The 20,700-nt window shown below is 65.2% G+C and carries 19 protein-coding genes; 9 read left to right on the plus strand and 10 right to left on the minus strand.

From position 1 onward, the window contains the following. Nucleotides 1-10: 10 nt before the first annotated feature. The 3 genes from V6M61_RS10095 to V6M61_RS10105 are packed head-to-tail and all read right to left on the minus strand — an operon-like array spanning nt 11 to nt 2,084. Nucleotides 11-937, minus strand: coding sequence for a dihydrodipicolinate synthase family protein (locus V6M61_RS10095; protein WP_332776439.1), 927 nt, complete (start codon nt 935-937; stop codon nt 11-13). Beyond that, a complete protein-coding gene (locus tag V6M61_RS10100) occupies nt 934-1,641 on the minus strand; it encodes a GntR family transcriptional regulator (protein WP_332776440.1) in 708 nt (235 codons plus the stop codon). The genes V6M61_RS10095 and V6M61_RS10100 overlap by 4 nt, the downstream gene beginning before the upstream one ends. After that, on the minus strand, nt 1,641-2,084 hold the full coding sequence (locus tag V6M61_RS10105; RefSeq protein ID WP_332776441.1) for an RbsD/FucU family protein: 444 nt from the start codon (nt 2,082-2,084) through the stop codon (nt 1,641-1,643). The genes V6M61_RS10100 and V6M61_RS10105 overlap by 1 nt, the downstream gene beginning before the upstream one ends. Nucleotides 2,085-2,225: 141 nt before the next feature. Between V6M61_RS10105 and V6M61_RS10110 the strand changes: the two genes are divergently transcribed. From V6M61_RS10110 to V6M61_RS10120, 3 genes are read left to right on the plus strand one after another with little or no spacing between them, the layout of a single operon-like run. Continuing rightward, nucleotides 2,226-3,230, plus strand: coding sequence for an aldo/keto reductase (locus V6M61_RS10110; RefSeq protein WP_332776442.1), 1,005 nt, complete (start codon nt 2,226-2,228; stop codon nt 3,228-3,230). Continuing rightward, nucleotides 3,227-4,051, plus strand: a complete 825-nt coding sequence (locus V6M61_RS10115) for an amidohydrolase family protein (protein WP_332776443.1) — start codon at nt 3,227-3,229, stop codon at nt 4,049-4,051. The genes V6M61_RS10110 and V6M61_RS10115 overlap by 4 nt, the downstream gene beginning before the upstream one ends. A 28-nt stretch (nt 4,052-4,079) precedes the next feature. After that, nucleotides 4,080-5,306: a fumarylacetoacetate hydrolase family protein gene (locus V6M61_RS10120; RefSeq protein ID WP_332776444.1), complete on the plus strand. Its 1,227-nt coding sequence runs from the start codon at nt 4,080-4,082 to the stop codon at nt 5,304-5,306. Between the two features lie 78 nt (nt 5,307-5,384). On the opposite strand, the gene cysE is transcribed toward V6M61_RS10120, so the two are convergent. Both cysE and V6M61_RS10130 read right to left on the minus strand, forming a co-directional pair. Then, nucleotides 5,385-6,161, minus strand: a complete 777-nt coding sequence (gene cysE, locus V6M61_RS10125) for a serine O-acetyltransferase (RefSeq protein ID WP_332776445.1) — start codon at nt 6,159-6,161, stop codon at nt 5,385-5,387. Nucleotides 6,162-6,171: 10 nt separating this feature from the next. Then, nucleotides 6,172-7,071 carry an RNA methyltransferase gene (locus tag V6M61_RS10130; protein WP_442957761.1) on the minus strand — a complete coding sequence of 300 codons (900 nt, stop codon included), beginning with the start codon at nt 7,069-7,071 and terminating at the stop codon, nt 6,172-6,174. A 92-nt stretch (nt 7,072-7,163) separates the two neighbouring features. On the opposite strand from V6M61_RS10130, the gene V6M61_RS10135 reads away from it, so the two are divergent. From V6M61_RS10135 to V6M61_RS10160, 6 genes are all read left to right on the plus strand, one after another. Next, a complete protein-coding gene (locus V6M61_RS10135; protein WP_332776446.1) occupies nt 7,164-7,385 on the plus strand; it encodes an AbrB/MazE/SpoVT family DNA-binding domain-containing protein in 222 nt (73 codons plus the stop codon). A gap of 18 nt (nt 7,386-7,403) precedes the next feature. Next, the gene (locus V6M61_RS10140; protein ID WP_332776447.1) at nt 7,404-7,802 is read left to right on the plus strand and encodes a PIN domain-containing protein; all 399 of its coding nucleotides are present in this window, start codon (nt 7,404-7,406) and stop codon (nt 7,800-7,802) included. Nucleotides 7,803-8,002: 200 nt separating this feature from the next. Continuing rightward, nucleotides 8,003-8,983 carry an inositol monophosphatase family protein gene (locus V6M61_RS10145; protein ID WP_332776448.1) on the plus strand — a complete coding sequence of 327 codons (981 nt, stop codon included), beginning with the start codon at nt 8,003-8,005 and terminating at the stop codon, nt 8,981-8,983. Nucleotides 8,984-9,161: 178 nt separating this feature from the next. After that, nucleotides 9,162-11,312 carry a sensor histidine kinase gene (locus V6M61_RS10150; protein WP_332776449.1) on the plus strand — a complete coding sequence of 717 codons (2,151 nt, stop codon included), beginning with the start codon at nt 9,162-9,164 and terminating at the stop codon, nt 11,310-11,312. A 93-nt stretch (nt 11,313-11,405) separates the two neighbouring features. Then, nucleotides 11,406-13,958, plus strand: coding sequence for a DNA mismatch repair protein MutS (mutS, locus tag V6M61_RS10155; protein WP_332776489.1), 2,553 nt, complete (start codon nt 11,406-11,408; stop codon nt 13,956-13,958). A gap of 28 nt (nt 13,959-13,986) precedes the next feature. Further along, nucleotides 13,987-14,814 (plus strand): proteasome-type protease, encoded by an 828-nt coding sequence (locus V6M61_RS10160; RefSeq protein ID WP_332776450.1) that lies wholly within the window; start codon nt 13,987-13,989, stop codon nt 14,812-14,814. Here V6M61_RS10160 and V6M61_RS10165 read toward each other — a convergent pair. From V6M61_RS10165 to V6M61_RS10185, 5 genes are read right to left on the minus strand one after another with little or no spacing between them, the layout of a single operon-like run. Beyond that, nucleotides 14,786-15,112, minus strand: a complete 327-nt coding sequence (locus V6M61_RS10165; protein ID WP_332776451.1) for a DUF3325 domain-containing protein — start codon at nt 15,110-15,112, stop codon at nt 14,786-14,788. The genes V6M61_RS10160 and V6M61_RS10165 overlap by 29 nt on opposite strands. Further along, on the minus strand, nt 15,105-16,703 hold the full coding sequence (locus tag V6M61_RS10170) for a PepSY-associated TM helix domain-containing protein (RefSeq protein ID WP_332776452.1): 1,599 nt from the start codon (nt 16,701-16,703) through the stop codon (nt 15,105-15,107). The genes V6M61_RS10165 and V6M61_RS10170 overlap by 8 nt, the downstream gene beginning before the upstream one ends. Nucleotides 16,704-16,718: 15 nt before the next feature. Next, entirely contained in the window at nt 16,719-17,048 is a 330-nt protein-coding gene (locus tag V6M61_RS10175) for a hypothetical protein (protein WP_332776453.1), read from the minus strand. Nucleotides 17,049-17,086: 38 nt separating this feature from the next. Then, nucleotides 17,087-18,355 (minus strand): TIGR03118 family protein, encoded by a 1,269-nt coding sequence (locus V6M61_RS10180; protein ID WP_332776454.1) that lies wholly within the window; start codon nt 18,353-18,355, stop codon nt 17,087-17,089. Between the two features lie 17 nt (nt 18,356-18,372). Continuing rightward, complete coding sequence (locus V6M61_RS10185; protein WP_332776455.1) at nt 18,373-20,532, minus strand: TonB-dependent receptor; 2,160 nt, start codon at nt 20,530-20,532, stop codon at nt 18,373-18,375. Nucleotides 20,533-20,700: the final 168 nt, after the last annotated feature.

Genomic DNA, 20,700 nt, shown 5'->3' on the forward strand with positions numbered 1-20,700 from the left:
AGGGAAAAAATCAGTCCCTGGCGGGATCGATGCCGAAGGTCCGAACCAGTTTTTCAAGCGCACTGAACTGATCGGGCGTCAGCGCCACCAGCGGAGGACGGACTCTGAGCCAACCCTTGTCCCCACTGAGTACCGCCATGATGCCCTTAAGCGCCGGCATCAGGGAATAATCATCCAGCAAGCGTATCAATGCCATGGTGCGTTCCCTTTCTGCCGGTGTGTCCGGCGCGTCGGGCTGCGTGACCAGACGGTTCACCAGGCGCGGCATGAAGTTGGCCAGGCCGCTGATGGCGCCTGTGCTGCCGCGCCGGCCCAGCTCGGGCAGATCGGGCTCAAACCCGACATACACCGTCAGGTCTTTCATGAAGGCCTCGGCCAGGCCCACGGAATGCGCCGTGTTGCAGGCGCTGTCCTTGATGCCCAGGATGGTCTCGGGGTACATCTTCTTGAGCGTGGCAATCACAGGGTGCGACAGGCTCACGCCGCTGACCTGCGGGATGTGGTACAGGTACAGCTTGAGCCGGGCATCGGCCACCCCATCGATGACGTAACGGTAGCAGTCGATGACGCCCTGGTCAGACACGCCTTTGAGGAAAAACGGCGGCAGCATCAGGCAGCCGTGCACACCAAGCTGTACGGCGTGCCGCGTCAGCTCCAGCGTCTCGGGCAGCGCCGCGCAGCTGGTCGACACCATGATCTGCGAGGCCGGGACGCCATTTTTGATCAGTGCCTCCAGCGCCTCCCGGCGTTCTGCCATGGAAAACGACGGGCCTTCACCGGTGGTGCCGAAGGCCGTCACGCCGCCACAGCCGGCCCGGATCAGGGCCGTGGCATGCGCCGCAAACAGCTGGTGGTTGATGCCCAGGTTTTCATTCAAAGGGGTCAGCATCGCGGGCCAGATGCCGCGAAACGCGCCCGAGGGGGTAAGGGAAGTCACTTCAGGTTCTCCAAAGACCACGGCATTTCGGGCCGCGGCAGTCCTAGTACGCGCCGGTGCGCACTTTCAATGTGATGGGTAATGCGCTGCGCCACGGCCACCGGGTCGCGCTGCTTGAGGGCATCGATGAACCACAGGTGCTCTTCCATGGCCGGCAACAGTACATCCGCGCTCAGCGTGGAGCCTTCCAGCTTGATCAGGCGCACGCGCAAGCTGTTGATCCGGTACACGTCCGAGATCAGCTCGTTGTTGCAGGCATCGATCATCAGGTCATGCAAGCCCCAGTCGACCATGGTGGCGTCGGTCAGCAGGCTGTCGTCGATGGTGCCGCTGCGCGCCCGCCGCACGATCTGCAGGTGCGCCTCTTCGATCGCCTTCAGGTCGGCATCCGAGACACTGGCCGCAAAGCGGACGGCCGCTTCACGCTCCAGCAGCAGCCGCAGCTGGAACGCGTTGTTGATCAGTTTCAGGTCCACATGGGCAATTTGGAGGCCGCGCTGCGGCACCGTGTGCAGCAAGCCTTCCGCCTCCAGGCGCGGGATCAGCTCGCGCACGGCGCCCAGCGGCATGCCCAGCAGCTGCATCAGCTCGCGCTGCGAAATGAACTGGCCCGGGTGGATGTTGGCCTGGACAATCTGCTGCTGAAAGCTCTCATAGGCTTGGGCCCTGAGGCTGGTGGCGGGGATGCGTGCCGGGCTGCTCATCATTCGCCCTTTGAAACCACGCCCTTGCGCAGCAGGATGTTGCCGTATTTGCGCTGCTCGCCGGTGCGCAAAATCACAAAGGCGGCGCCCGCCTGCGCATAGAAAGCATGACGTTCCAGGCCGACGGGTGCCACCTCGCCGGCAGCGGCCAGCAGCGCCCCAAATTGCGCCACGGGCGCCGGCACAGCGGCCGGATCACCCACCACGTCCATGACCCTCACCGCTTGCTCGGTAAAGGTATCGACCGGCAGCAGCTGCAACACGGCCTGCAGGGCTGCGGGGGCATCGGCACCGGCCAGCTCAACCAGACGGGCACCCCCTTGCGACGCCAGACGCGCCGAGGGGAAATTCGCGTCGACAATCGCCACGTCGTCCCCATGCCCCATGCTCGCCAGGGCATGCAGCGCATCGGGAGTCAGCAGGGAGGGCAGATTTTTCAGCATGGAGGCAATCGGATGAGATATCCGTTTTATGAAATCTTTTTTGCGAGGTCTTACAAGGGGGTCTTTTCGGGTTTCTACCGCATTGACGTACTAACATGTTAGCAATAACATAGTAACCGTTTACTAGTAAAAACCCTAGCCATGACTTCATTTTTCCCTTCCCTCCTTGATGGCGGCTTGCGCCTGGGCTTGGGCGGTGCAGCCTTGGGTAACCTGTTTTCAGCCGTCAGCGACGAGCAGGCCCAAGCCCTGCTGGAAGCCGCCTGGGCCAGTGGTTGCCGCACCTTTGACACCGCCCCACACTATGGCCACGGCCGCTCGGAACGGCGCTTGGGCGATGCCCTGCGTCCCCATGCCAAAGAAGCTTATGTACTGTCCAGCAAGGCCGGCCGGCTGCTGACGCCCAACCCCGATGCAGCACGCAACCAGCATGGCTATATCGATGTGCTGCCTTTCGATCAGCACTGGGACTACAGCGCGGCCGGCACCCGGCGCAGCATCGAAGACAGCCTGCAGCGGCTCGGGCTGGCGCGCCTGGACGTGGTGTATGTGCATGACCTGGACCGCGCCACCCATGGTGAGCAGGCCCCGGCCGTGCTGCGCCAGGTGATGGAGGAAACCCTGCCCACCCTGCAGCAACTCAAGCGCGAAGGCCTGATCCGTGCCGTGGGGCTGGGCGTCAATGACGAGCAGGTCGTGCTGGAGGTGCTGCGCCATGCCGACCTGGACGCGCTGCTGCTGGCCGGGCGCTACAGCCTGCTGGACCACAGTGCGCTGCCTGAGCTGCTGCCCTTGTGCCTGCAGCGCGGGGTGCGCATTGCGCTGGGCGGCGTGTTCAACTCGGGCATTCTGGCGACCGGCGTGCAGGGCGGCCAGGCCAGCTTCAATTACGCGCCGGCATCGGGCGACTGGCTGGCCCGCACCCGGCGCATCGAAACCATTTGCAGCGCCCATGGCGTGCCGCTGCGCGCCGCCGCCCTGCAGTTTGCCGCGGCGCACCCGGCGGTGGACATCATCATGCTGGGCGCACGCCAAGTCAGCGAGTGGGAAGACGGCATCGCCATGATGCGGCACCCGATTGAGCCCGCATTCTGGCAGGCCTTGCGCGATGCGCAGCTGCTGCCGCAAGCAGCGCCCACCCCATGACGATAGACGCCCACTTTCACAGCTGGCAAATCGCGCGCGGCGACTACGGCTGGCTCACGCCCGCGCTGGCGCCCCTGTACCGTGATGTGCACGTGGCCGACTGGCAGGCGCTGTCGCAGCCGCTGGGCGTCACAGGCGGTGTTCTGGTGCAGGCGGCCCCGACCGAGGCCGAAACCCGTTTTTTGCTGGCGCAAGCCCAAACGCAGGCCAGTGTGCTCGGCGTGGTCGGCTGGGTAGACCTGCTGGCCCCCGACGCGCCGGATCGCATCGCGGCCCTGGCGCGCCAGCCCAAACTCAAGGGCCTGCGCCCCATGCTGCAGGACATTGCCGACCCCGACTGGATATTGCAGGACGCCCTGGCGCCGGCACTGCAGGCCATGGTGGCCCACGGCCTGGTTTTCGACGCCCTCATCAAACCCCAACACCTGCCGCGCATCCTGACCTTGGCAGCCCGCTACCCGGACTTGACCTTGGTGATCGATCACGCCGCCAAGCCCGACATCGCCTCGAAGCAGTGGCAGCCCTGGGCCGATCAGCTCGCACGCGTCGCCTTGGAGACCCGGGCCGTGTGCAAGCTCTCCGGGCTGCTGACCGAAGCGGGCCCCCACCCTGCCCCGCACGCGGCGCGCCGCTGGAGCGAGCATGTGCTGGCCTCGTTTGGCGCAGACCGCGTGATGTGGGGCAGCGACTGGCCGGTGCTGGAGCTGGCCAGCACCTACGAGGCGTGGTGGCAGGAAGCCCACCGCCTGAGCGAGCCCCTCAGCGCAGCCGAGCGCCGCGCCCTGTTCGGCGCCACTACCCGGCGCACCTACCGTCTGTAAACCTTAACCACACCCTCAGGAAGACACCATGACCCTCACGCATTCCCAGCAAGCCACACTGGCCCAGTCCCTGCCGCAAGACGCGGCGCAGGCCACCCTGATCGGACGCCTGTGGCAGCCCGGCATAGGCCCCACGCTGGTTCTCGTGTCCCAAGGCGCGCTGCATGATGTGTCACCGCTTGCCGCCACCAGCAGCCAACTGCTGAACCTGGACCACCCGGTTCAGGCCCTGCAGGCCGCACTTGAGGCCGGCCGGCTGCCGCGCGTGGCATCGCTTGAAGACGTGCTGGCCAATGGCGATGAAGGCAAACGCGACACCCGCCGACCCTGGCTGCTGGCCCCCTGCGACCTGCAGGCCGTCAAGGCCAGCGGCGTGACCTTTGTGTCCAGCCTGCTGGAACGCGTGATTGAAGAGCAGGCCCGCGGCGATGCGGCCAAGGCAGACACCATCCGGCGCGAGCTCAGCGGCATTCTGGGCGACAACCTGACCGGTATCGTCCCCGGATCGCCCGAGGCCGAGCGGGTCAAGCAGGTGCTGATCGCGCGGGGCGCGTGGTCGCAGTACCTGGAGGTGGGCATAGGGCCAGACGCTGAAATCTTTACCAAGGCCCCGGTCCTGTCGGCGGTCGGCACCGGGGCGGATGTGGGCATACACCCCCAGTCGGTCTGGAACAACCCAGAACCCGAGGTGGTGCTGGCCGTCAACGCGCGGGGGCAGACCGTGGGCGCCGCCCTGGGCAACGACGTCAACCTGCGCGACTTCGAGGGTCGCAGCGCCCTGCTGCTGGGCAAGGCCAAGGACAACAACGGCTCCTGCGCCATCGGCCCCTTCATCCGCCTGTTTGATGCGCACTTTGGCATCGCCGACGTGCGCCGCTGCGACCTCACCCTGACGGTGGACGGGCCCGACGGCTTTTCACTGCGCGGCAGCAGTTCGATGGCCCAAATCAGCCGGGACCCCCTGGACATCGTGGCGCAGGCGATAGGCCCCAACCACCAGTACCCCGATGGCTTGATGCTGTTCCTGGGCACCATGTTCGCGCCCTCGCAGGACCGCCACGGCCCCGGCCTGGGCTTCACCCATGTGGTGGGCGACGTGGTGACGGTGTCCACACCCTCGCTGGGCAGCCTGGTCAACCGGGTGCAGCACTCGAACCGGGTGGCGCCGTGGACGTTTGGCATCACCGCGCTGATGCTCAACCTGGCGGGCCGCCAGCTGCTGCCAACAGCGCCATCAACCCGAGGATCTCAATAAAATAGGCGCCTGGCCCTTGATAGTATTGGGCAATTAGCTATTAATTTAATAGCAAAAATAGCAGATCAAGGCACCCGCTTACTTGCCCATCAGCTGGTTCAGCTTGTCGGCCTCAAAGGTTTCCTGCAGCGCCGCGTCGACTGGCACGCAGTCTTTGGTCGTCTTGCCGTTTTCCACCAGCTTCTCGATGGCGTGCCAGAGCAGCGCGATCTGGTGTTCCTGCGACGAGGCGTTGTCGATCAGCCCCTTCATCGCCTGGGACACCGGATCGTCCTCCAGCGTGATGCCGTAGGCCGAAAACTTGTTCTGGGCCGTGGTGACATCGGCGCTTTCGCCGGTCTTGGACGGGATGATGCGGGCCGGAATACCCACCGCCGTGGCACCGGCGGGCACCGGCTTGATCACCACGGCATTGCTGCCTATCTTGGCGCCGTCGCCGACCAAAAAACCGCCCAGCACCTTGGCGCCGGCGCTCACCACCACGTTGCGGCCCAGCGTCGGATGCCGTTTGGCGCCTTTGTAAAGCGAGGTGCCGCCCAGGGTCACGCCCTGGTAAATCGTGCAGCCGTCGCCGATTTCGGCGGTTTCACCGACCACCACGCCCATCGCATGGTCGAAGAACACACGTTCGCCGATGACGGCGCCGGGATGGATTTCGATGCCCGTCAGCCAGCGCGAGATATGCGAGATGAAGCGCCCCAGCCATTTGAGGCCCTGCTTCCAGCACCAGTGCGCCGGCCGGTGCAGGATGATCGCGTGCAATCCCGGGTAACAGGTCAGCACCTCCCACGTGCTGCGCGCGGCAGGATCGCGGTCGAGAATGCACTGGATGTCGGAACGGAGTCTGGAAAACATGCTGCTAAGTCTACTTGCCGTCCGGCGTGTCTGCTGGCTTGGCTGTTTTGCCCGTAGAAATAGAACCCCCACGCTCGTCAGTTCCTGTACTTCCCTGCCCCCCGAGGGGGCTGACCTTGCTTGGGGCGGCCCTGCGCTGCGGCACTGCGGCTTTTTGAGACATGGCCTTGGCCACGCCGCGCAGGATATGAATCTCTTCAGGGCTCAGCTGCGCCCGGTTGAACAGCTGGTTCAGGCGCGGCATGAGCTTTTTGGGCGAAGCCGGGTCCAGAAAACCGATGTCGGTCAGCGCGGCCTCCCAATGCTTGAGCATGCCCGCCACTTCGGCGGCATCGGCCAGTTTGGCTTCGGCGGTGGCGGGCTGCACGCTAAAACCGCCCAAGGCCTCGCGCCAGTCGTAGGCAATCAGTTGCACCGCCGCAGCCAGATTGAGTGAGCCAAATTTGGGATCGGTCGGGATGCTCAAGGCCACATGGCAGCGGTACACGTCGTCGTTTTGCATGCCAAAACGCTCTGAACCGAACAAAAAAGCAACCGAATCGGGCTTTAACCCAGTAGCTGCAGGCGCAAGCAGCTCCTCTTTTGATAGCAAATCGGTTTGGCCCAGCAACTCGGCAAAATGCGCCCGCGGTGCCTTGGTGGGCGGGCCAAAGTCGCGCGGCGTCATGGCCGTGGCGCACAGATGCGTCATGCCGTCCAGCGCTTCGTCCAGCGTGGCGACAATGCGGGCGTTCTTGAGCACATCCAGCGCCCCGCTGGCGCGCTGTATGGTTTCTTCGCGGTTGAGCACATTGGCCCAGCGCGGCGCCACCAGCACCAGGTCGCCAAACCCCATGACTTTCATGGCGCGTGCAGTGGCGCCCACATTGCCGGCATGGCTGGTGTTGATCAGGACAAAACGCGTTTTCATGGAACCAGATTGTCGCTGCGAACAGCTCGGAAATGACCGAACGCCCGCGTAAATTCAAACGCATTACAATATTCAAATAGTAAGGAATATAGATGTCTGAATCCACACTCACCGCCAAAGGTCAAACCACCATGCCGCAGCCCATACGCGATGCGCTGCACGCGCAACCTGGCAGCAAGCTGGTGTGGAACTTGATGCCCAATGGCACCGTCATCGTGCGCGCCAAGTCCCAATCCATCCTGGACATGGCGGGCAAGCTCAAGGCGCCGCGCGGCAAAAGCGTGCACGTGGCCGACATGAACGCCTGGCGATAACCATCTGGTCTTGAGCGTATGGCGGCACTCGATACCAACATCCTCGTTCGCTACCTCGTAGAAGACGACACCACCCAACTGGCGGCGGCCAAAAAACTCATACGAGCCGCCGTGCGAGCGGGCGACACAATCTATGTGCCCATCACCGTCATGCTGGAACTGGAATGGGTGTTGCGGTCCAACTTTGGTTTTGCCAAAAACACCGTTGCCGAAACGCTGTCGGCATTGCTCTCGGCTGCAGAGCTGTCTTTTGAATCCGAGTCAGCCCTTGAAGTGGCTTTTGCGCTGTTTCAGGCGAACAGTGCGGATTTTTCAGACTGCGTGCATATCGCGCTGGCGCACGCTGCAGGTGAAAGTCCGCTATGGACGTTTGACAAAGCTGCGGCGAAGGTGGATGGCGCCCGACTTTTGCGTTGACGCCCGACGCAAGCACAGGGCACTAATGCCACGGCCAAGCGCCGCGAAGGGCCGCCCCGAGCAAGCGACGGCCCCCTCGGGGGGCAGCGCATTACACGAAGTGAAAAGCGTGGGGGTTACTCCTTTGCATTTACTTTCGTGAGAAAATACCGAAATGTAACCGTCATCGCACGGCCCCAGCGTTCCTGAATTAAAAATCTATGTCCAGCAATCTACACCCCATGCTCAACGTGGCCATCAAGGCTGCGCGCGCCGCCGGCGCCATCATCAACCGCGCCGCGCTCGATGTGGAATCGGTCCGTGTCTCGGTCAAGCAGACCAACGATTTCGTCACCGAAATCGACCAGGCCGCCGAAACCGCCATCATTGAAACGCTGCTGACGGCCTACCCCGGTCACGGCATCATGGCCGAAGAATCGGGCAGCGAGCATGGCGCCAAAGACTCCGAATTCGTCTGGATCATCGATCCGCTGGACGGCACCACCAACTTCATTCACGGCTTTCCGGTCTACTGCGTCAGCATTGCGCTGGCCGTCAGGGGCAAGGTCGAGCAGGCCGTGGTGTACGACCCCACCCGCAACGACATTTTCTGCGCCACCAAAGGCCGCGGCGCCTACCTCAACGACCGCCGCATCCGCGTGGCCAAGCGCACCCGCCTGCAGGAATGCCTGGTCTCCACCGGCTTTCCCTACCGCCCCGGCGACAAGCTCAAAACCTATCTGAACATGCTCGGCGAAGTCATGAGCCAGTGCGCCGGTGTGCGCCGCCCCGGTGCAGCCGCGCTGGACCTGGCCTATGTGGCAGCCGGCTTCACCGACGGCTTCTTTGAAACCAACCTCAACCCTTGGGACGTGGCCGCCGGCTCGCTGCTGGTCACCGAAGCCGGAGGCCTGATCGGCAACTACACCGGCGAAGCCGACTTCATGGACCATGGCGAATGCGTGGCCGCCAACCCACGCATTTACGGCCAACTGGTCGCCACCCTGGGCAAATACAGCAAGTTTGCCGGCGTCGCCCAGAAGATGCAGGTCGCCGACGCTGTCAACCGCTCCAGTGGCCGCCCCATCCCGGATGAGGCGGCTGACGCGGCCAAGCCGGCTGCGGCAGCAGACAGCAGCGCCGCTGCGCCCCCTGCGCGTACCCTCACCCGTGTGCGCAAGACACCGGCCACCGGCAGCTGAGTGCAATGACGGGCACCTATGTGGTGCTCAAGATCTGCCGCAGCTGCGCTTGCCCGAGAGCAAATCCACGGACTAGAATGACTGCGAAGCCGAGGCGCCGCCGCCTCGGTTCAATGCCAGTAAGGTGGCCCACCCGGTAGGCAGCCGATCTGCCCGGGCGGGTTCGGAGGACCTGAATATGGCCAACGACAGCCCAGCCCAGATCCCTGCGCCGACCCGCGCCGCAGTTGCTGAAATTCGGACCTTGTTTTGGCCTTTGTCGCTCGTGATGACGGTTGTCGTTGCGCTGACGGCCTGGACCATGGTTGAAAGCCACGACCAATACCGTGAACGCGAAGCCGCCCGCATCGAAGCCATGGCTGCCCTGCGTGCCGGCCAGGTCGCCACCTGGCTGCGCGACCATCTCGGCCGGGTCGGGTTCGCCGGCCGCAGCCCGATGGGCGAACTCTTTCTGCGCTGGCGCGATGGGCGCGAAACCGTGGCCCATGAACGGCTGCTGGACCGCTTGTCCAGCTTTCACAAGGCCAGCGGAGGCCACAGCGTGCGGGTGCTGGACGACCAGGGCCAGGTCGTCGCCGGCACGACCCAGGCGGAAAATGAAACACCCTCCCCCCTGCGCGATGCGGCCCGGCGGGCCATAGCCAGCAACGAGCCGCAGTTCACCAACCTCTACGGCTACGAGGGCAAGCCGCCGGCGCCGCGGATCGACGTGGTGGCGCCGCTCACGCTCACCGGCCAGCCGGCGCGCGCGGTGCTGGTGGTGACACTCGATCCCCGCGACTTTCTGTTTCCGACGCTGCGCGAATGGCCGCTGCCCAGCCGCAGCGCTGCCTCCGTGCTGGTACGGCGCGAAGGCGACTTTCTGGTCGAACCCCATTCGAGGACCCGATTGCCGCTGTCCACACCCGACCTGCTGGCGGCCAGGGTTCTTCGCGGCGACGTACCGCCCGGCCAGGCCGTCGACGCGCTGGACTTCCGCGGTCAGCCGGTGCTGGGCGTGGTGCGCCCGATCGCGGGGACGGACTGGTTTCTGATGGCCAGGATAGACCGCGCCGAGGCCTATGCCGACGCGTGGCGCAACGCGCTCTGGATCGCCGCCGCGGGCGTGCTGGCCCTGCTGGCCATCGGAGTGGGCGCCTACTGGTTCCGCGAGCGTGAGGCCCTGCAGTTTGCGCGCATCGAAGGCGCCCACCGGGAAGAGAAATTGCGCGCGCTGCAGTTGCTCGATGCCATCGCACAGGGCTCGACCGACGGGATTTTCGCCAAGGACAGGACAGGCCGCTACCTGTTGTGCAACGAGGCGGCTTGCCGGGCCTTGGGCAAGACCCGGGAAGAGATCGTTGGCAACACCGACCTCGCGCTGTTTTCACCCGCCGAAGCCGCCCGCCTGGCCGCCAGCGACGCTCAGGTGATAGCGCAGGGCCGCGCCACCACTTACGAGGTGGCGTTCACCACCGCGCGCGGACTGTCCACCTTCCTCACGACCAAGGGACCCTTGCGCAACATCGCGGGCGAGGTGACCGGCGTGTTCGGCATTTCACGCGACATCACCGAACGCACCCGAGCCGCCGCTGAACTCGACCGTTACCGCCACCATCTGGAAGAACTGGTCAAGGAACGCACGGCGTCGCTGGAGCGCACCGTCAGCGACCTGGAAGCCTTCAGCGCCAGCGTGTCGCACGACCTGCGTGGCCCGCTGCAGACCGTCAGCGGCTTTGCCACGCTGCTGGAACGCTCGGAAGCGTCCGCGCTGTCCGAGGGTGGACGTCGCAAATTGGCCCGCATCATCGCCGGGGCGGCGACGATGGACCGCATGATCCAGGACATCCTGGCGTGCTCGCGCGCCGAGCGCGTGGAGATGAACTTCCGGCCGGTCGATCTGAACGATCTGGTCGGCGAGCTGCTGCACGAGCTGGCGCCGGCCTGTCCAAACAGCCACGTCAGCACCGGCCCGCTGCCCGTGGTGCAGGCCGACCCGACGCTGATGGGCCAGGTCTTCAACAATCTGATCGGCAACGCGCTGAAGTTTTCCGCCAGGCAAAGTTCGCCCCGCGTGGAGATCGGCACGCAGGAGGGACCTGACGGCACCGAAATTTTTGTGCGCGACAACGGCGTGGGGTTCGACGCGGCCCAGTTGGACAAGCTGTTCGCGCCATTCCAGCGCCTGCACAGCGCTGAAGATTTTGCCGGCACCGGCGTGGGGCTGTCCATCGTCAAGCGGCTGATCGAGCGCCATGGCGGGCGCATCCGCGCCGAGTCGGTGCCGGGCGAAAGGACGACATTCGCGTTCACCCTGGGGGCCGACCGCGCCGGCGCATCCATAGGATAATGCGGAGCATTCCACGCAAAGCCCGGTTCGCTCTTGTTCCTGACCACCTCCGCCCCTTCCGCCGCCAGCCCCGTCACGGCCCCGCACACCCCCATGATGCAGCAGTATCTGGGCCTGAAAGCGGACTACCCCGACACGCTGCTGTTCTACCGCATGGGCGACTTTTACGAGGTGTTTTACGCCGATGCCGAGAAAGCCGCCCAGTTGCTCGACATCACGCTGACGCGGCGCGGCCAGTCGGCCGGTGAGCCCGTGGTGATGGCCGGTGTGCCCTTTCATGCCCTGGAAGGCTACCTGGCCAAGCTCATCAAGCTCGGTGAGTCGGTCGCCATTTGCGAGCAGGTGGGCGATGTGGCCACCAGCAAAGGCCCGGTCGAGAGAAAAGTGGTCAGGGTCGTGACACCAGGCACGCTGACCGACACCGAACTGCTGAGCGACAAGGCCGAATCGATGTTGCTGGCGATTCACCAGGGCGCGCGCAACACCTGCGGCCTGGCCTGGCTCAGCGTGACGCAGGGCGAGATTCATCTGGCCCATTGCACCAGCGATGAAGTCGAAACCTGGGTGGCCCGGATCGGTCCGAGCGAGCTGCTGTACAACGTCGACGTCACGCCGGCCTTTGAGCAGCGCCTCAAGACCTCGCGCTGCACACTCAGCGCCCGCCCGGCCTGGCAGTTTGACCCGGCCCTGGGCGCGCGCCGTCTGCTGGAGCAGCTCAAAGTGGCCTCGCTGGCTTCGTGGAATGCGGACAAGCTGCCCGAAGCCCATGCCGCCGCCTCGGCCCTGCTGGGTTACGCCGAGCACACGCAGGGCCGCGCACTCTCGCATGTGCACCACCTGCAGGTGGTGCGCTCCGGCGAGCTGATTGACCTGCCACCGAGCACCCGCCGCAATCTGGAACTCACCCAAACCCTGCGCGGCGAAGACTCGCCCACGCTGTTCTCGCTGCTGGACACCTGCACCACCGGCATGGGCAGCCGCGCGCTCAAAAGCTGGCTGCAGGGCCCGCGCCGCGACCGCAGCCAGGCACAGGCGCGGCTCGAAGCCATTGCGACCCTGCGCGACGGCCTGCAGCAACACCTGCGCGCCAAGCTCAAGGGCTGCAGCGACGTGGAGCGCATCACGGCCCGCATTGCGCTGCGCCAGGTGCGCCCGCGCGAGCTGGTGGCGCTGCGCGATACGCTACAAAAAACAGAGCTGCTGACGCCCAATCAACAAGGGCTGCCACCACTTTTGACTCGCATCCTGGAAGACCTGCAGGCCCCACCGGCCTGCGCCGCGCTGCTGGGCCACTATGTGCTCGACGAGCCCGCCGCACTGATCCGCGACGGCGGCGTCATCAACCACGGCTGCGACGCCGACCTGGACGAGCTGCGCGCCATCCAGACCAATTGCGACGCCTTCCTGCTGGACCTCGAAGGCCGCGAAAAAGCCCGCACCGGCATTGCCAACCTGCGCGTGCAGTTCAACAAGGTGCACGGCTTTTACATCGAAGTGACGCAGGGCCAGCTCGATAAGGTGCCCGACGACTACCGCCGCCGCCAGACCCTGAAGAACGCCGAGCGCTACATCACGCCCGAACTCAAGGCCTTTGAAGACAAGGCGCTGTCGGCGCAGGAACGCGCGCTGGCCCGCGAGAAGTGGCTGTACGAACAGCTGCTCGACCAGTTGCAGGACTTCGTGCCCGCCCTGACGCGCCTGGCGCGCGCGCTGGCCTCGCTGGACGCGCTGTGCGCGCTGGCCGAGCGCTCGCTCACGCTCAACTGGTGCGCGCCCAGCTTCGTGCGGGAGCCCTGCATCGAGATCGAGCAGGGCCGCCACCCGGTGGTGCAGGCCCGCCTGGCCGAGCTAGGTGCCGGCTCCTTCATTGCCAACGACTGCCGCATGGGCAGCAAAACCCGCATGCAGGTCATCACCGGCCCCAACATGGGCGGCAAGTCCACCTACATGCGCCAGGTCGCGCTGATTGTGCTGCTGGCCAGCGTGGGCTCCTACGTGCCCGCCAGCAACTGCCGCCTGGGGCCCATCGACGCCATCCACACCCGCATCGGCGCGGCCGACGACGTGGCCAATGCGCAGTCCACCTTCATGCTCGAGATGACCGAGGCCGCGCAAATCCTGCATGCCGCCACCCCGCACTCCCTGGTGCTGATGGACGAGATCGGGCGCGGCACATCCACCTTCGACGGCCTGGCGCTGGCCGGCGGCATTGCCGCGCACCTGCACAACAAGACGCAGGCCTTCACGCTGTTTGCCACGCATTACTTTGAGCTCACCGAGTTCCCGGCGCAGCACCACGGCGCCGTCAACGTGCATGTGAGCGCGGTGGAATCGGGCGCCGACATCGTGTTTTTGCACCACATCGAAGCCGGCCCGGCCAGCAAGAGCTACGGTATTGCCGTGGCCAAGCTGGCGGGTGTGCCGGCGGCGGTGGTCAATCACGCGCGCCATGCGCTTCATGCGCTGGAGACGCACCAGAGCGAAACCCGCGCCCAGGTGGACCTGTTTGCGCCACCGCCCGAGGCAGTGACCCCTTCGTTGAGCGCAGCGGAGGCCGCCCTGGCCAGCCTGGACCCCGATGCCCTGAGCCCGCGCGAAGCGCTGGACGCGCTGTACCAGCTCAAAAAACTCTCTTCCCTGGCCTGAATACTGGATGCCCTTGCCCGAGCCCGCCATGACCTACTGTGTTGCCATCAAACTGAACGCTGGACTGGTGTTTCTGTCCGACTCCCGCACCAATGCCGGACTCGACTACATCAGCACCTTCCGCAAGATGATCGTCTACGAACGCTCCGGTGACCGCTTCATGGTGCTGCTCACGGCCGGCAACCTGTCGATCTCGCAATCCGTGCGCGAGATTTTGCAGGTGGAACAAATCCAGGACCACGAAGGCAGCGAGCCCATCACGATCTGGAACGCCAGGAGCATGTTTGACGCCGCGCGCGTGCTGGGCTCGGCCATACGCCGCGTGCACGAGCGCGACGCCGAATCGTTCAAGCAGTCCGATGTGGATTTCAATGTGTCGCTGGTGTTTGGCGGACAGATCCGTGGCGAGGGCATGCGCCTGTTCCAGATGTACTCGGCGGGCAACTTCATCGAGGCGACCAACGAAACGCCCTACTTCCAGATTGGCGAGTCCAAGTACGGCAAACCCGTGCTGGACCGCGTGATCACGCCCCACACACCGCTCGAAGAAGCCGCCAAATGTGCGCTGGTCTCGATGGATTCGACCATGAAATCCAACCTCTCGGTCGGCCTGCCGCTCGACCTGGTGGTCTACGAGGCCGACAGCTACCAAAGCGACAAGATGGCCTGCATCGACAGCGACAACCCCTACTACAAGATGATGCAGGCCAGCTGGGGCCAGAAGCTGCGCGAGGTGTTCGACAGCATCGAAGACCCGGTCTGGGACGACAGCCACACCAACACGCCGCTCAAAATGCCGGCCACCCGGCATGAAGCCCTCAAGAAACTCAGCGGCCCCGGGGAGAAACTGATCTAGCCAATGGCGCCAGCAAGCCAGGCGCCCAAGTCAAGACAAGGGCCACCGCCGCAGCTGCGGCCGACAGCAAAACGGCCCAGAGCAAGCAGCCGAAACTCGCGCCCTCGATGGCCATGCACAGCGGCAAGGCACCGACAATTGCTACAAAACCGATAGCACGCTGCACAATAACTACAGGGACTGAAGGCCTATTTGATGGTGTAACCTGGCTCCAGTGCCGCTCCTGCGAGAGCGCCAGCAAGGCGAAGCCGAAAACGGCCAGCCAAAACACCAGACCCAGCGCCAGCGCGTCAGGCATGGTGTGCCACCGGTGCCGATGCGACGGCGGCTGCACGCTGCGCCCAGGGTTTGCGGGCGAGGTGGCGGGCCGTGCCCCAGGCCAGGCCCGCGCCGGCCAGCAGCCAGGCATCCACCCCCGCGACGCCCCACAGGCCTAAGCGCAGGGTGTGCAGCAGGTGATGGCCGGTGGTCAGCCAGTTCAGTGCGACCGCCAAAGCAGCCAGCGCGGCAAGTGCGCGAACCTGGTCGAGCCATGCGGCGCGCTGGCGCCACACAGCATGCGCCAGGCTGGCCAGCCATGCCAAGAAAAACACCCACACTTCCAGTCCGGCACGGTCTGCGCCCCAGGCGCTGGCGCCTGCGGGCAGCAGCCGGTTGGCAATTAGAAAGGTAAGCGTGGCGATCATGAGGCCGGTGACGCTGCCTATCGTGAGCGCTTCGACCCAGCGCACGCCGGTCAGGCCTTTTTTGGCATGCTGCGCGCGGCGCGCCTCCAGCCAGAACAGAAAGCCGGTGGCCATCATCACACAGCCCGACAGGCCGGCCAGAAAGTACAGCCAGCGCAGCGTCCAGTGCTCGAACTGGATGAAGTGCAGGCCGGCAAGGAAGCGCTGCACGCCCAGCACCGGCTTGGCGCTGTGCTGTTTCAACAGCCGGCCCGTGGGGCCGTCGAAAAACACGGTGTCCACGTTCATCGTGACCTCACGGGCAAAAGAGCGGCGGACTTCCACATAGGCATTCGCATCGCCGGGGTGAAACACGCGCACCAGGTAAGCCTTGGCCGGCAGATCGGGGCCGGGACGCTGGCCCTGGGCCGACCACAGGTTTTCGGCCCGCGCCACCATGGCGTCGAGCGATGCCAGCGTGCCGGGCTGGCCGGCCGGGGCGCGTTTGTACTGGCCGAAGGCCTCGGCGTTGAGTGCCTGGCGCGGCTCCTTGGCGCCGGGGTAGGCCGCGTACTGGGCGCTGGGCCAATAGATCGAAAAAAGAATGACCAGGCCCGACAGCGCCACCGCAACATAAAACGGCAGCAGCAGCACGGCGCTCAGGTTGTGCAGGTCCAGGCTGGCACGCTGCATGTGTTTCCTGGGGCGAAAGGTAAAGAAATCCGCAAAGATCTTCTTGTGAATGACCACGCCCGACACCAGCAACACCAACATGGCCATGCCCGCCACGCCCACCAGCCAGTAGCCCAGGTCCTTCCATTTGAGGTGCAGGCGGAAATGAAACGGGAAGATGAAGCCGGTGCCGCCCAGCGTGGCGGGGTCGTCGGTGGCCGCGCCCGTCGCCGGGTTGATGTGACGGCTGACGAGTTCGCCGGAGGCGTCGCGAAAACGCAATTGCAGCGTGGGCGTGCGATCGGTGGGCAGCGTGATCAGCCACTGGGCCGAGCCGGCCGCCAGCTGGCCTGCCGCCGGGAGCACCGTAGCGTCGAGCGATACCGGGGCGGCAGGCGCCTGCAGGCGGGTGGCCGGCATCATCCAGCGGTCGATCTCGCGGTCGAACACCGACAGGCTGCCCATCCAGAAGATGGCGAACAGCAGGCTGCCGATGACCACGCCGGCCCAGGTATGGAGCCAGGCCATGGATTTTCGGAAGGTCGCTTGCATCTCAGTTCTTCGTTTTCAAACCAGCTGCATGGTCCAGTGCAGCAGGCCGCAGACCAGGGCCGTGCCGCCTGCCAGCGCGCACCAAAGCCGCCGCAGGCTGGGCACGCTGAAGGCCCAGACCAGCACGGCCAGGTAAAGCACGAAGCCCGACATGGCGGCGGCGAGCACCGCCTCGCTGCGGGCCGCACCGGCAAACCGGGGCAGCGCGACCGCAAGCCATGCGACGCAGGCCGCGCAGAACGCGTAGCCCCCGCCCACGGCCCCCAGCACGCGCAGCGCCACGCAGGCCGCTCGCTGCCACCCGGGGGCGGCAATGCCGTCCGCAAGGCCAGTCGATCCACCCATGCTCAGCTCATCTTGCCGGCCGTAACCGGCGAAGGCCCCTACCCCACATGGCGCAAAGAGCCAAACAGGCCATCGGTTTCATCCTCGGGCCCGGCGGCGAAGTACAGGGCATTGGCGTCGCCCAGGCTTTCGCCGTTGCCAAATTGCAGCCCCCACAGGCCCGCAATGCCCACGGCCTTGTCGTCGGGGCCGCGCAAATCGTCCAGATAGTGGCCCGTGGCGCCGTTGAAGGCGCAGATGCGGCCGGCGCCGCCGAAGTTGCCCACCAGCACGGCCCCGGAGAGCTTGCCGAAGTTGGCCGGCGCGATGGCCACGCCCCAGGGCGCATTGAGACGCTTGCCATCGTCATAGACGCGGACCAGCGCACCCGACAGGTCGTACTCCACCAGCTTGCCCCGATTGGGTGTGTTGCCGCTGGCGGCTTCGGCGGCCGCATCCAGCGCATCTTCCTCGGCGGCGTGGAACTGGCCCGGTGCTTTCGGATCCGGCTGGCTGATGGCGTACATCACGAACACCCGGTCTTTGCTGCCGTCGTTGACGACCTGGATGTTGAAAGGCACCGGCTCACCCGGCCGCGGGCTGCCGCCGTCGCCTGTGGCAAAGGGATTGGCAAAGCCGGTGGTGGCGACTTCCTGCCACTGGGCGTTGAAGCTGCGGATCTTGGGCTGGGCGCCGAAGTCGGCCACCCACAGCTGGTCCCAGGTGTCGGTTTTGACGGCACAGCCAAAGAAGGCCATGCCACGCGCCGAGCCGTCGAACAGGGTGGCCGCGGGACCGTCCTTGCGCACGATGCTGCCGTCGCTGGCACGGTCGGTCCAGCCGGTGATGCGGCCTGAATCGGTGACGAAGATGAAGCGGGCCGACCCGTCAAACCGGGTGTTGCCCGCGGTTTGCGTGCTGACGCGAAACAGGGGGCTGGTCAGGGGCGCGCCGTTGAAAGCCACGCCGGTCACCTTGCCCAGGCTGGTCTCGCCGCTTTGGCTGTCCGCGCCTTCGACTTTGACTTTCTTCAAGTCGTCCTGAATCAGGCTGTGCAAGCCCGCATTGGCCGATCGCGTGACATCGCCCAGGTACTCCCAGGAGACCCCGCCGCCGGCCACCCAGAAATGCCCCCCGGCGCCTGCGGGGCGGATGGCGATACCCCAGCCATTGACGAATTCAGGCTCGGTGAACCGGGCCTTGTAGCTGGCCTTGTTGGCCAGCAGCAGGGTTTGCCGGTAGCGGTTTTTGGGCCCGGCGTCTTTGCCGCCACAGGCGCTCAGCAAGGCAGCACCCAGGGATGAAAGGACAAAGGTTCTTCTTTGCATGGTCAAGTACTCCAGAGTCAAAATTTGGTGGTTAACGAAACCAGCAACTGGCGCGGCGGGCCGGGCAGGATCAGGTTGTCGTGGCTGCCGTGGCTGGAGACGATGTGCTGTTTATTCGTCACGTTTTTCAGGTTGACGGCGATTTCATAGGTTTTGGTTTTGTAGTAAGCCGCCAGGTCTGCCGTGAGGTAGGACGGCAGGGTGACGGCATTGGTCAGCGAAGTGAAGCGCTTGCCCACGTAATTCAAGCCGCCGCCCACGCTGAAGCCGTCGCCCAGGTTCTTGAGCGCCCAGACAAAGCCGGAATGCCGGGGAGTGAGCGCGGCCGTCTTGCCGAGCGAGGCAATCTGCACCACCGGGGTCTGCGGCGAGGCCATGCTGGCCACTGACTCGATCATCTTGCCGTCCAGGTAGGCGTAGCCGGCGCTCAGCTCCAGCGAGCCCAGCACGGCGCCCAGGCTGGCTGGCAGCTTGCCATTGGCGGTCAACTCAAAACCATTGGTGCGCTGCTTGCCCACGTTGATCAGCTGGACCGGATTGAGCGGGTTGGCGTTCTTGATGTTGCTGCGTTCCAGGCTGAACACCGAGCCCGTGACCGCCAGCGCGCCGTCGAAGAAATCCAGCTTGGCGCCGACTTCCCGGTTTTGCGTGATCTCGGGCTCGTTGCCGGCGTTGTTGGACGCCAGGGCAAAGGTCTCCCCGGAAGGCTGGAAGGACTTGCTGTAGGAAACGTAGTAGGAACTGGAGTCGCTGGGCTGCCACACCAGGCCGGCGCGCGGGCTGAGTTTGCTATCGGTGCGGGACAGCCCGGCCAGCGTGCGCTCAAACGTGGTTGCCTGCTTGTAGACGTCGTAGCGCAGGCCCGCCAGCGCCTTCCAGTTTTTGGCCAGCGTGATCTGGTTTTGCGCATAGACGGCCGAGGTCGTCAGCACGCTGTTGGACGGGATCGCGCTGGTGGCGCCCAGCTGGGCGGCCGTGAAGGGCGCCACGGCGGGCAGGACCGGATTGAAGATATTGACCGTGGCGATGTTGCCCGCCGAGATCGTCCGCACATACTTGTTTTGCCGCCCCAGCTCCATGCCCAGCAGCCACTCCTGCTGGAGGCCGCCCAGCGAGTTCTTGTAGGTGAAGTCAGTCTGGTTGAACCAGCCGTCCTCCTGGCGCAGGACGGCGCTGCGCCCCAGGCCCACGGTTTGCGCCACCGGGTTGACGGTGCCATTGGGCAGGGTGTTGTAGCGGTCGAGCTGGTAGGTGTAGTAGCGCGTGGTGTTGCGCAGCGACAGCGCATCGGAAAACGCATGGTTGAGCGTGGCCGTGCCGGCGCTGACCTGGGCTGTGCTGGTGTCGTCCTGCGCGGCGTTGCGCGAGCCGTAGTAGCGCGATGCAGGCACGTTAACCGGCTTGCCATTGAGCGAGGGAATGCCAAAGTCGGTCACCCGCTTGTCGCGCGCGTTTTCGTACTGCAGCAGCAGGCTGGTCTGGCCGCCGAGCTTGAGGGCGAGGGACGGCGCGAAGCTGTAGCGCTTGACGAACTGCTGGTCGCGGTAGCTGCCGGAGTCTTCTGTGGCGGCGGTGATGCGCAGGGCGGCGCTCTCGCCCAGCTCGCGGTTCACGTCGGCGCTGAGCCGCTTGAGGCTGTAGCTGCCCAGGCTGAGCGTGGCCTCGCCAAACGTCTCGCCGAACTTCGGCTTCTTGGTGACGCGGTTGATCAGGCCGCCCGAAGAGCCGCGCCCATACAGCACCGCGGCCGGGCCCTTGAGCACCTCGATGCGTTCGGTGTTGGAGAGGTCGCGAAAGTACAGCGCATCGTCGCGCACGCCGTCAATGAACTGGTCGGCTATTGCCGTGAAGCCGCGAATGACCACCTGATCACGCTGCCCGTCGCCGCTGCTCATCGCCACGCCGGGCACGTTGCGCAGCGCATCTTCCAGCGACTGTGCGGCCTGGTCGCGCAGCAACTGGCCCGGCACCACATTGACCGACTGCGGGATGTCGCGCAGCGGCGCGCTGCCCTTGGTGGCCGTGCTGCTGGTGGCGGGGGAATAGCCGTCATCCTTGCCGGCGTTGACGATGACTTCCTTGAGGCTTTGGGTGGCCTGGGCCATGGCGGCGCCATGCAGCAGGAAAAGAACGGCGGCGGCGATCGGTGCAAGCCGCGCGCGCAAAGGCTGGGACATAGGGACTCCGAGAAAGCTGAAACAGACTGGCTGGCTACAACTTCAGGGAGTCGGGGCTGGCGAAAGGCGGAATTATGCCATGACAATGAGAATCATTATCATTCATGATGCAAAAAACGGCCGAAGCTGGTTTTTGCCGGGCGGGCGCATCTTGAGCACACTTGGCCC

The organism is Polaromonas sp. (assembly GCF_036676035.1).
GTDB lineage: Bacteria > Pseudomonadota > Gammaproteobacteria > Burkholderiales > Burkholderiaceae_C > Polaromonas.

Bases quoted from the DNA above. Each gene is read 5' to 3' on its own strand.
- V6M61_RS10100 (WP_332776440.1), bottom strand. From the start codon at position 1,641: ATGAGCAGCCCGGCACGCATCCCCGCCACCAGCCTCAGGGCCCAAGCC.
- V6M61_RS10185 (WP_332776455.1), bottom strand. From the start codon at position 20,532: ATGTCCCAGCCTTTGCGCGCGCGGCTTGCACCGATCGCCGCCGCCGTT.
- V6M61_RS10165 (WP_332776451.1), bottom strand. From the start codon at position 15,112: ATGCCTGACGCGCTGGCGCTGGGTCTGGTGTTTTGGCTGGCCGTTTTC.
- V6M61_RS10115 (WP_332776443.1), top strand. From the start codon at position 3,227: ATGACGATAGACGCCCACTTTCACAGCTGGCAAATCGCGCGCGGCGAC.
- V6M61_RS10145 (WP_332776448.1), top strand. From the start codon at position 8,003: ATGTCCAGCAATCTACACCCCATGCTCAACGTGGCCATCAAGGCTGCG.
- cysE (WP_332776445.1), bottom strand. From the start codon at position 6,161: ATGTTTTCCAGACTCCGTTCCGACATCCAGTGCATTCTCGACCGCGAT.
- V6M61_RS10110 (WP_332776442.1), top strand. From the start codon at position 2,226: ATGACTTCATTTTTCCCTTCCCTCCTTGATGGCGGCTTGCGCCTGGGC.
- V6M61_RS10120 (WP_332776444.1), top strand. From the start codon at position 4,080: ATGACCCTCACGCATTCCCAGCAAGCCACACTGGCCCAGTCCCTGCCG.
- V6M61_RS10160 (WP_332776450.1), top strand. From the start codon at position 13,987: ATGACCTACTGTGTTGCCATCAAACTGAACGCTGGACTGGTGTTTCTG.
- V6M61_RS10175 (WP_332776453.1), bottom strand. From the start codon at position 17,048: ATGGGTGGATCGACTGGCCTTGCGGACGGCATTGCCGCCCCCGGGTGG.
- V6M61_RS10180 (WP_332776454.1), bottom strand. From the start codon at position 18,355: ATGCAAAGAAGAACCTTTGTCCTTTCATCCCTGGGTGCTGCCTTGCTG.
- V6M61_RS10135 (WP_332776446.1), top strand. From the start codon at position 7,164: ATGTCTGAATCCACACTCACCGCCAAAGGTCAAACCACCATGCCGCAG.
- V6M61_RS10150 (WP_332776449.1), top strand. From the start codon at position 9,162: ATGGCCAACGACAGCCCAGCCCAGATCCCTGCGCCGACCCGCGCCGCA.
- mutS (WP_332776489.1), top strand. From the start codon at position 11,406: ATGATGCAGCAGTATCTGGGCCTGAAAGCGGACTACCCCGACACGCTG.
- V6M61_RS10170 (WP_332776452.1), bottom strand. From the start codon at position 16,703: ATGCAAGCGACCTTCCGAAAATCCATGGCCTGGCTCCATACCTGGGCC.
- V6M61_RS10130 (WP_442957761.1), bottom strand. From the start codon at position 7,071: ATGAAAACGCGTTTTGTCCTGATCAACACCAGCCATGCCGGCAATGTG.
- V6M61_RS10105 (WP_332776441.1), bottom strand. From the start codon at position 2,084: ATGCTGAAAAATCTGCCCTCCCTGCTGACTCCCGATGCGCTGCATGCC.
- V6M61_RS10140 (WP_332776447.1), top strand. From the start codon at position 7,404: ATGGCGGCACTCGATACCAACATCCTCGTTCGCTACCTCGTAGAAGAC.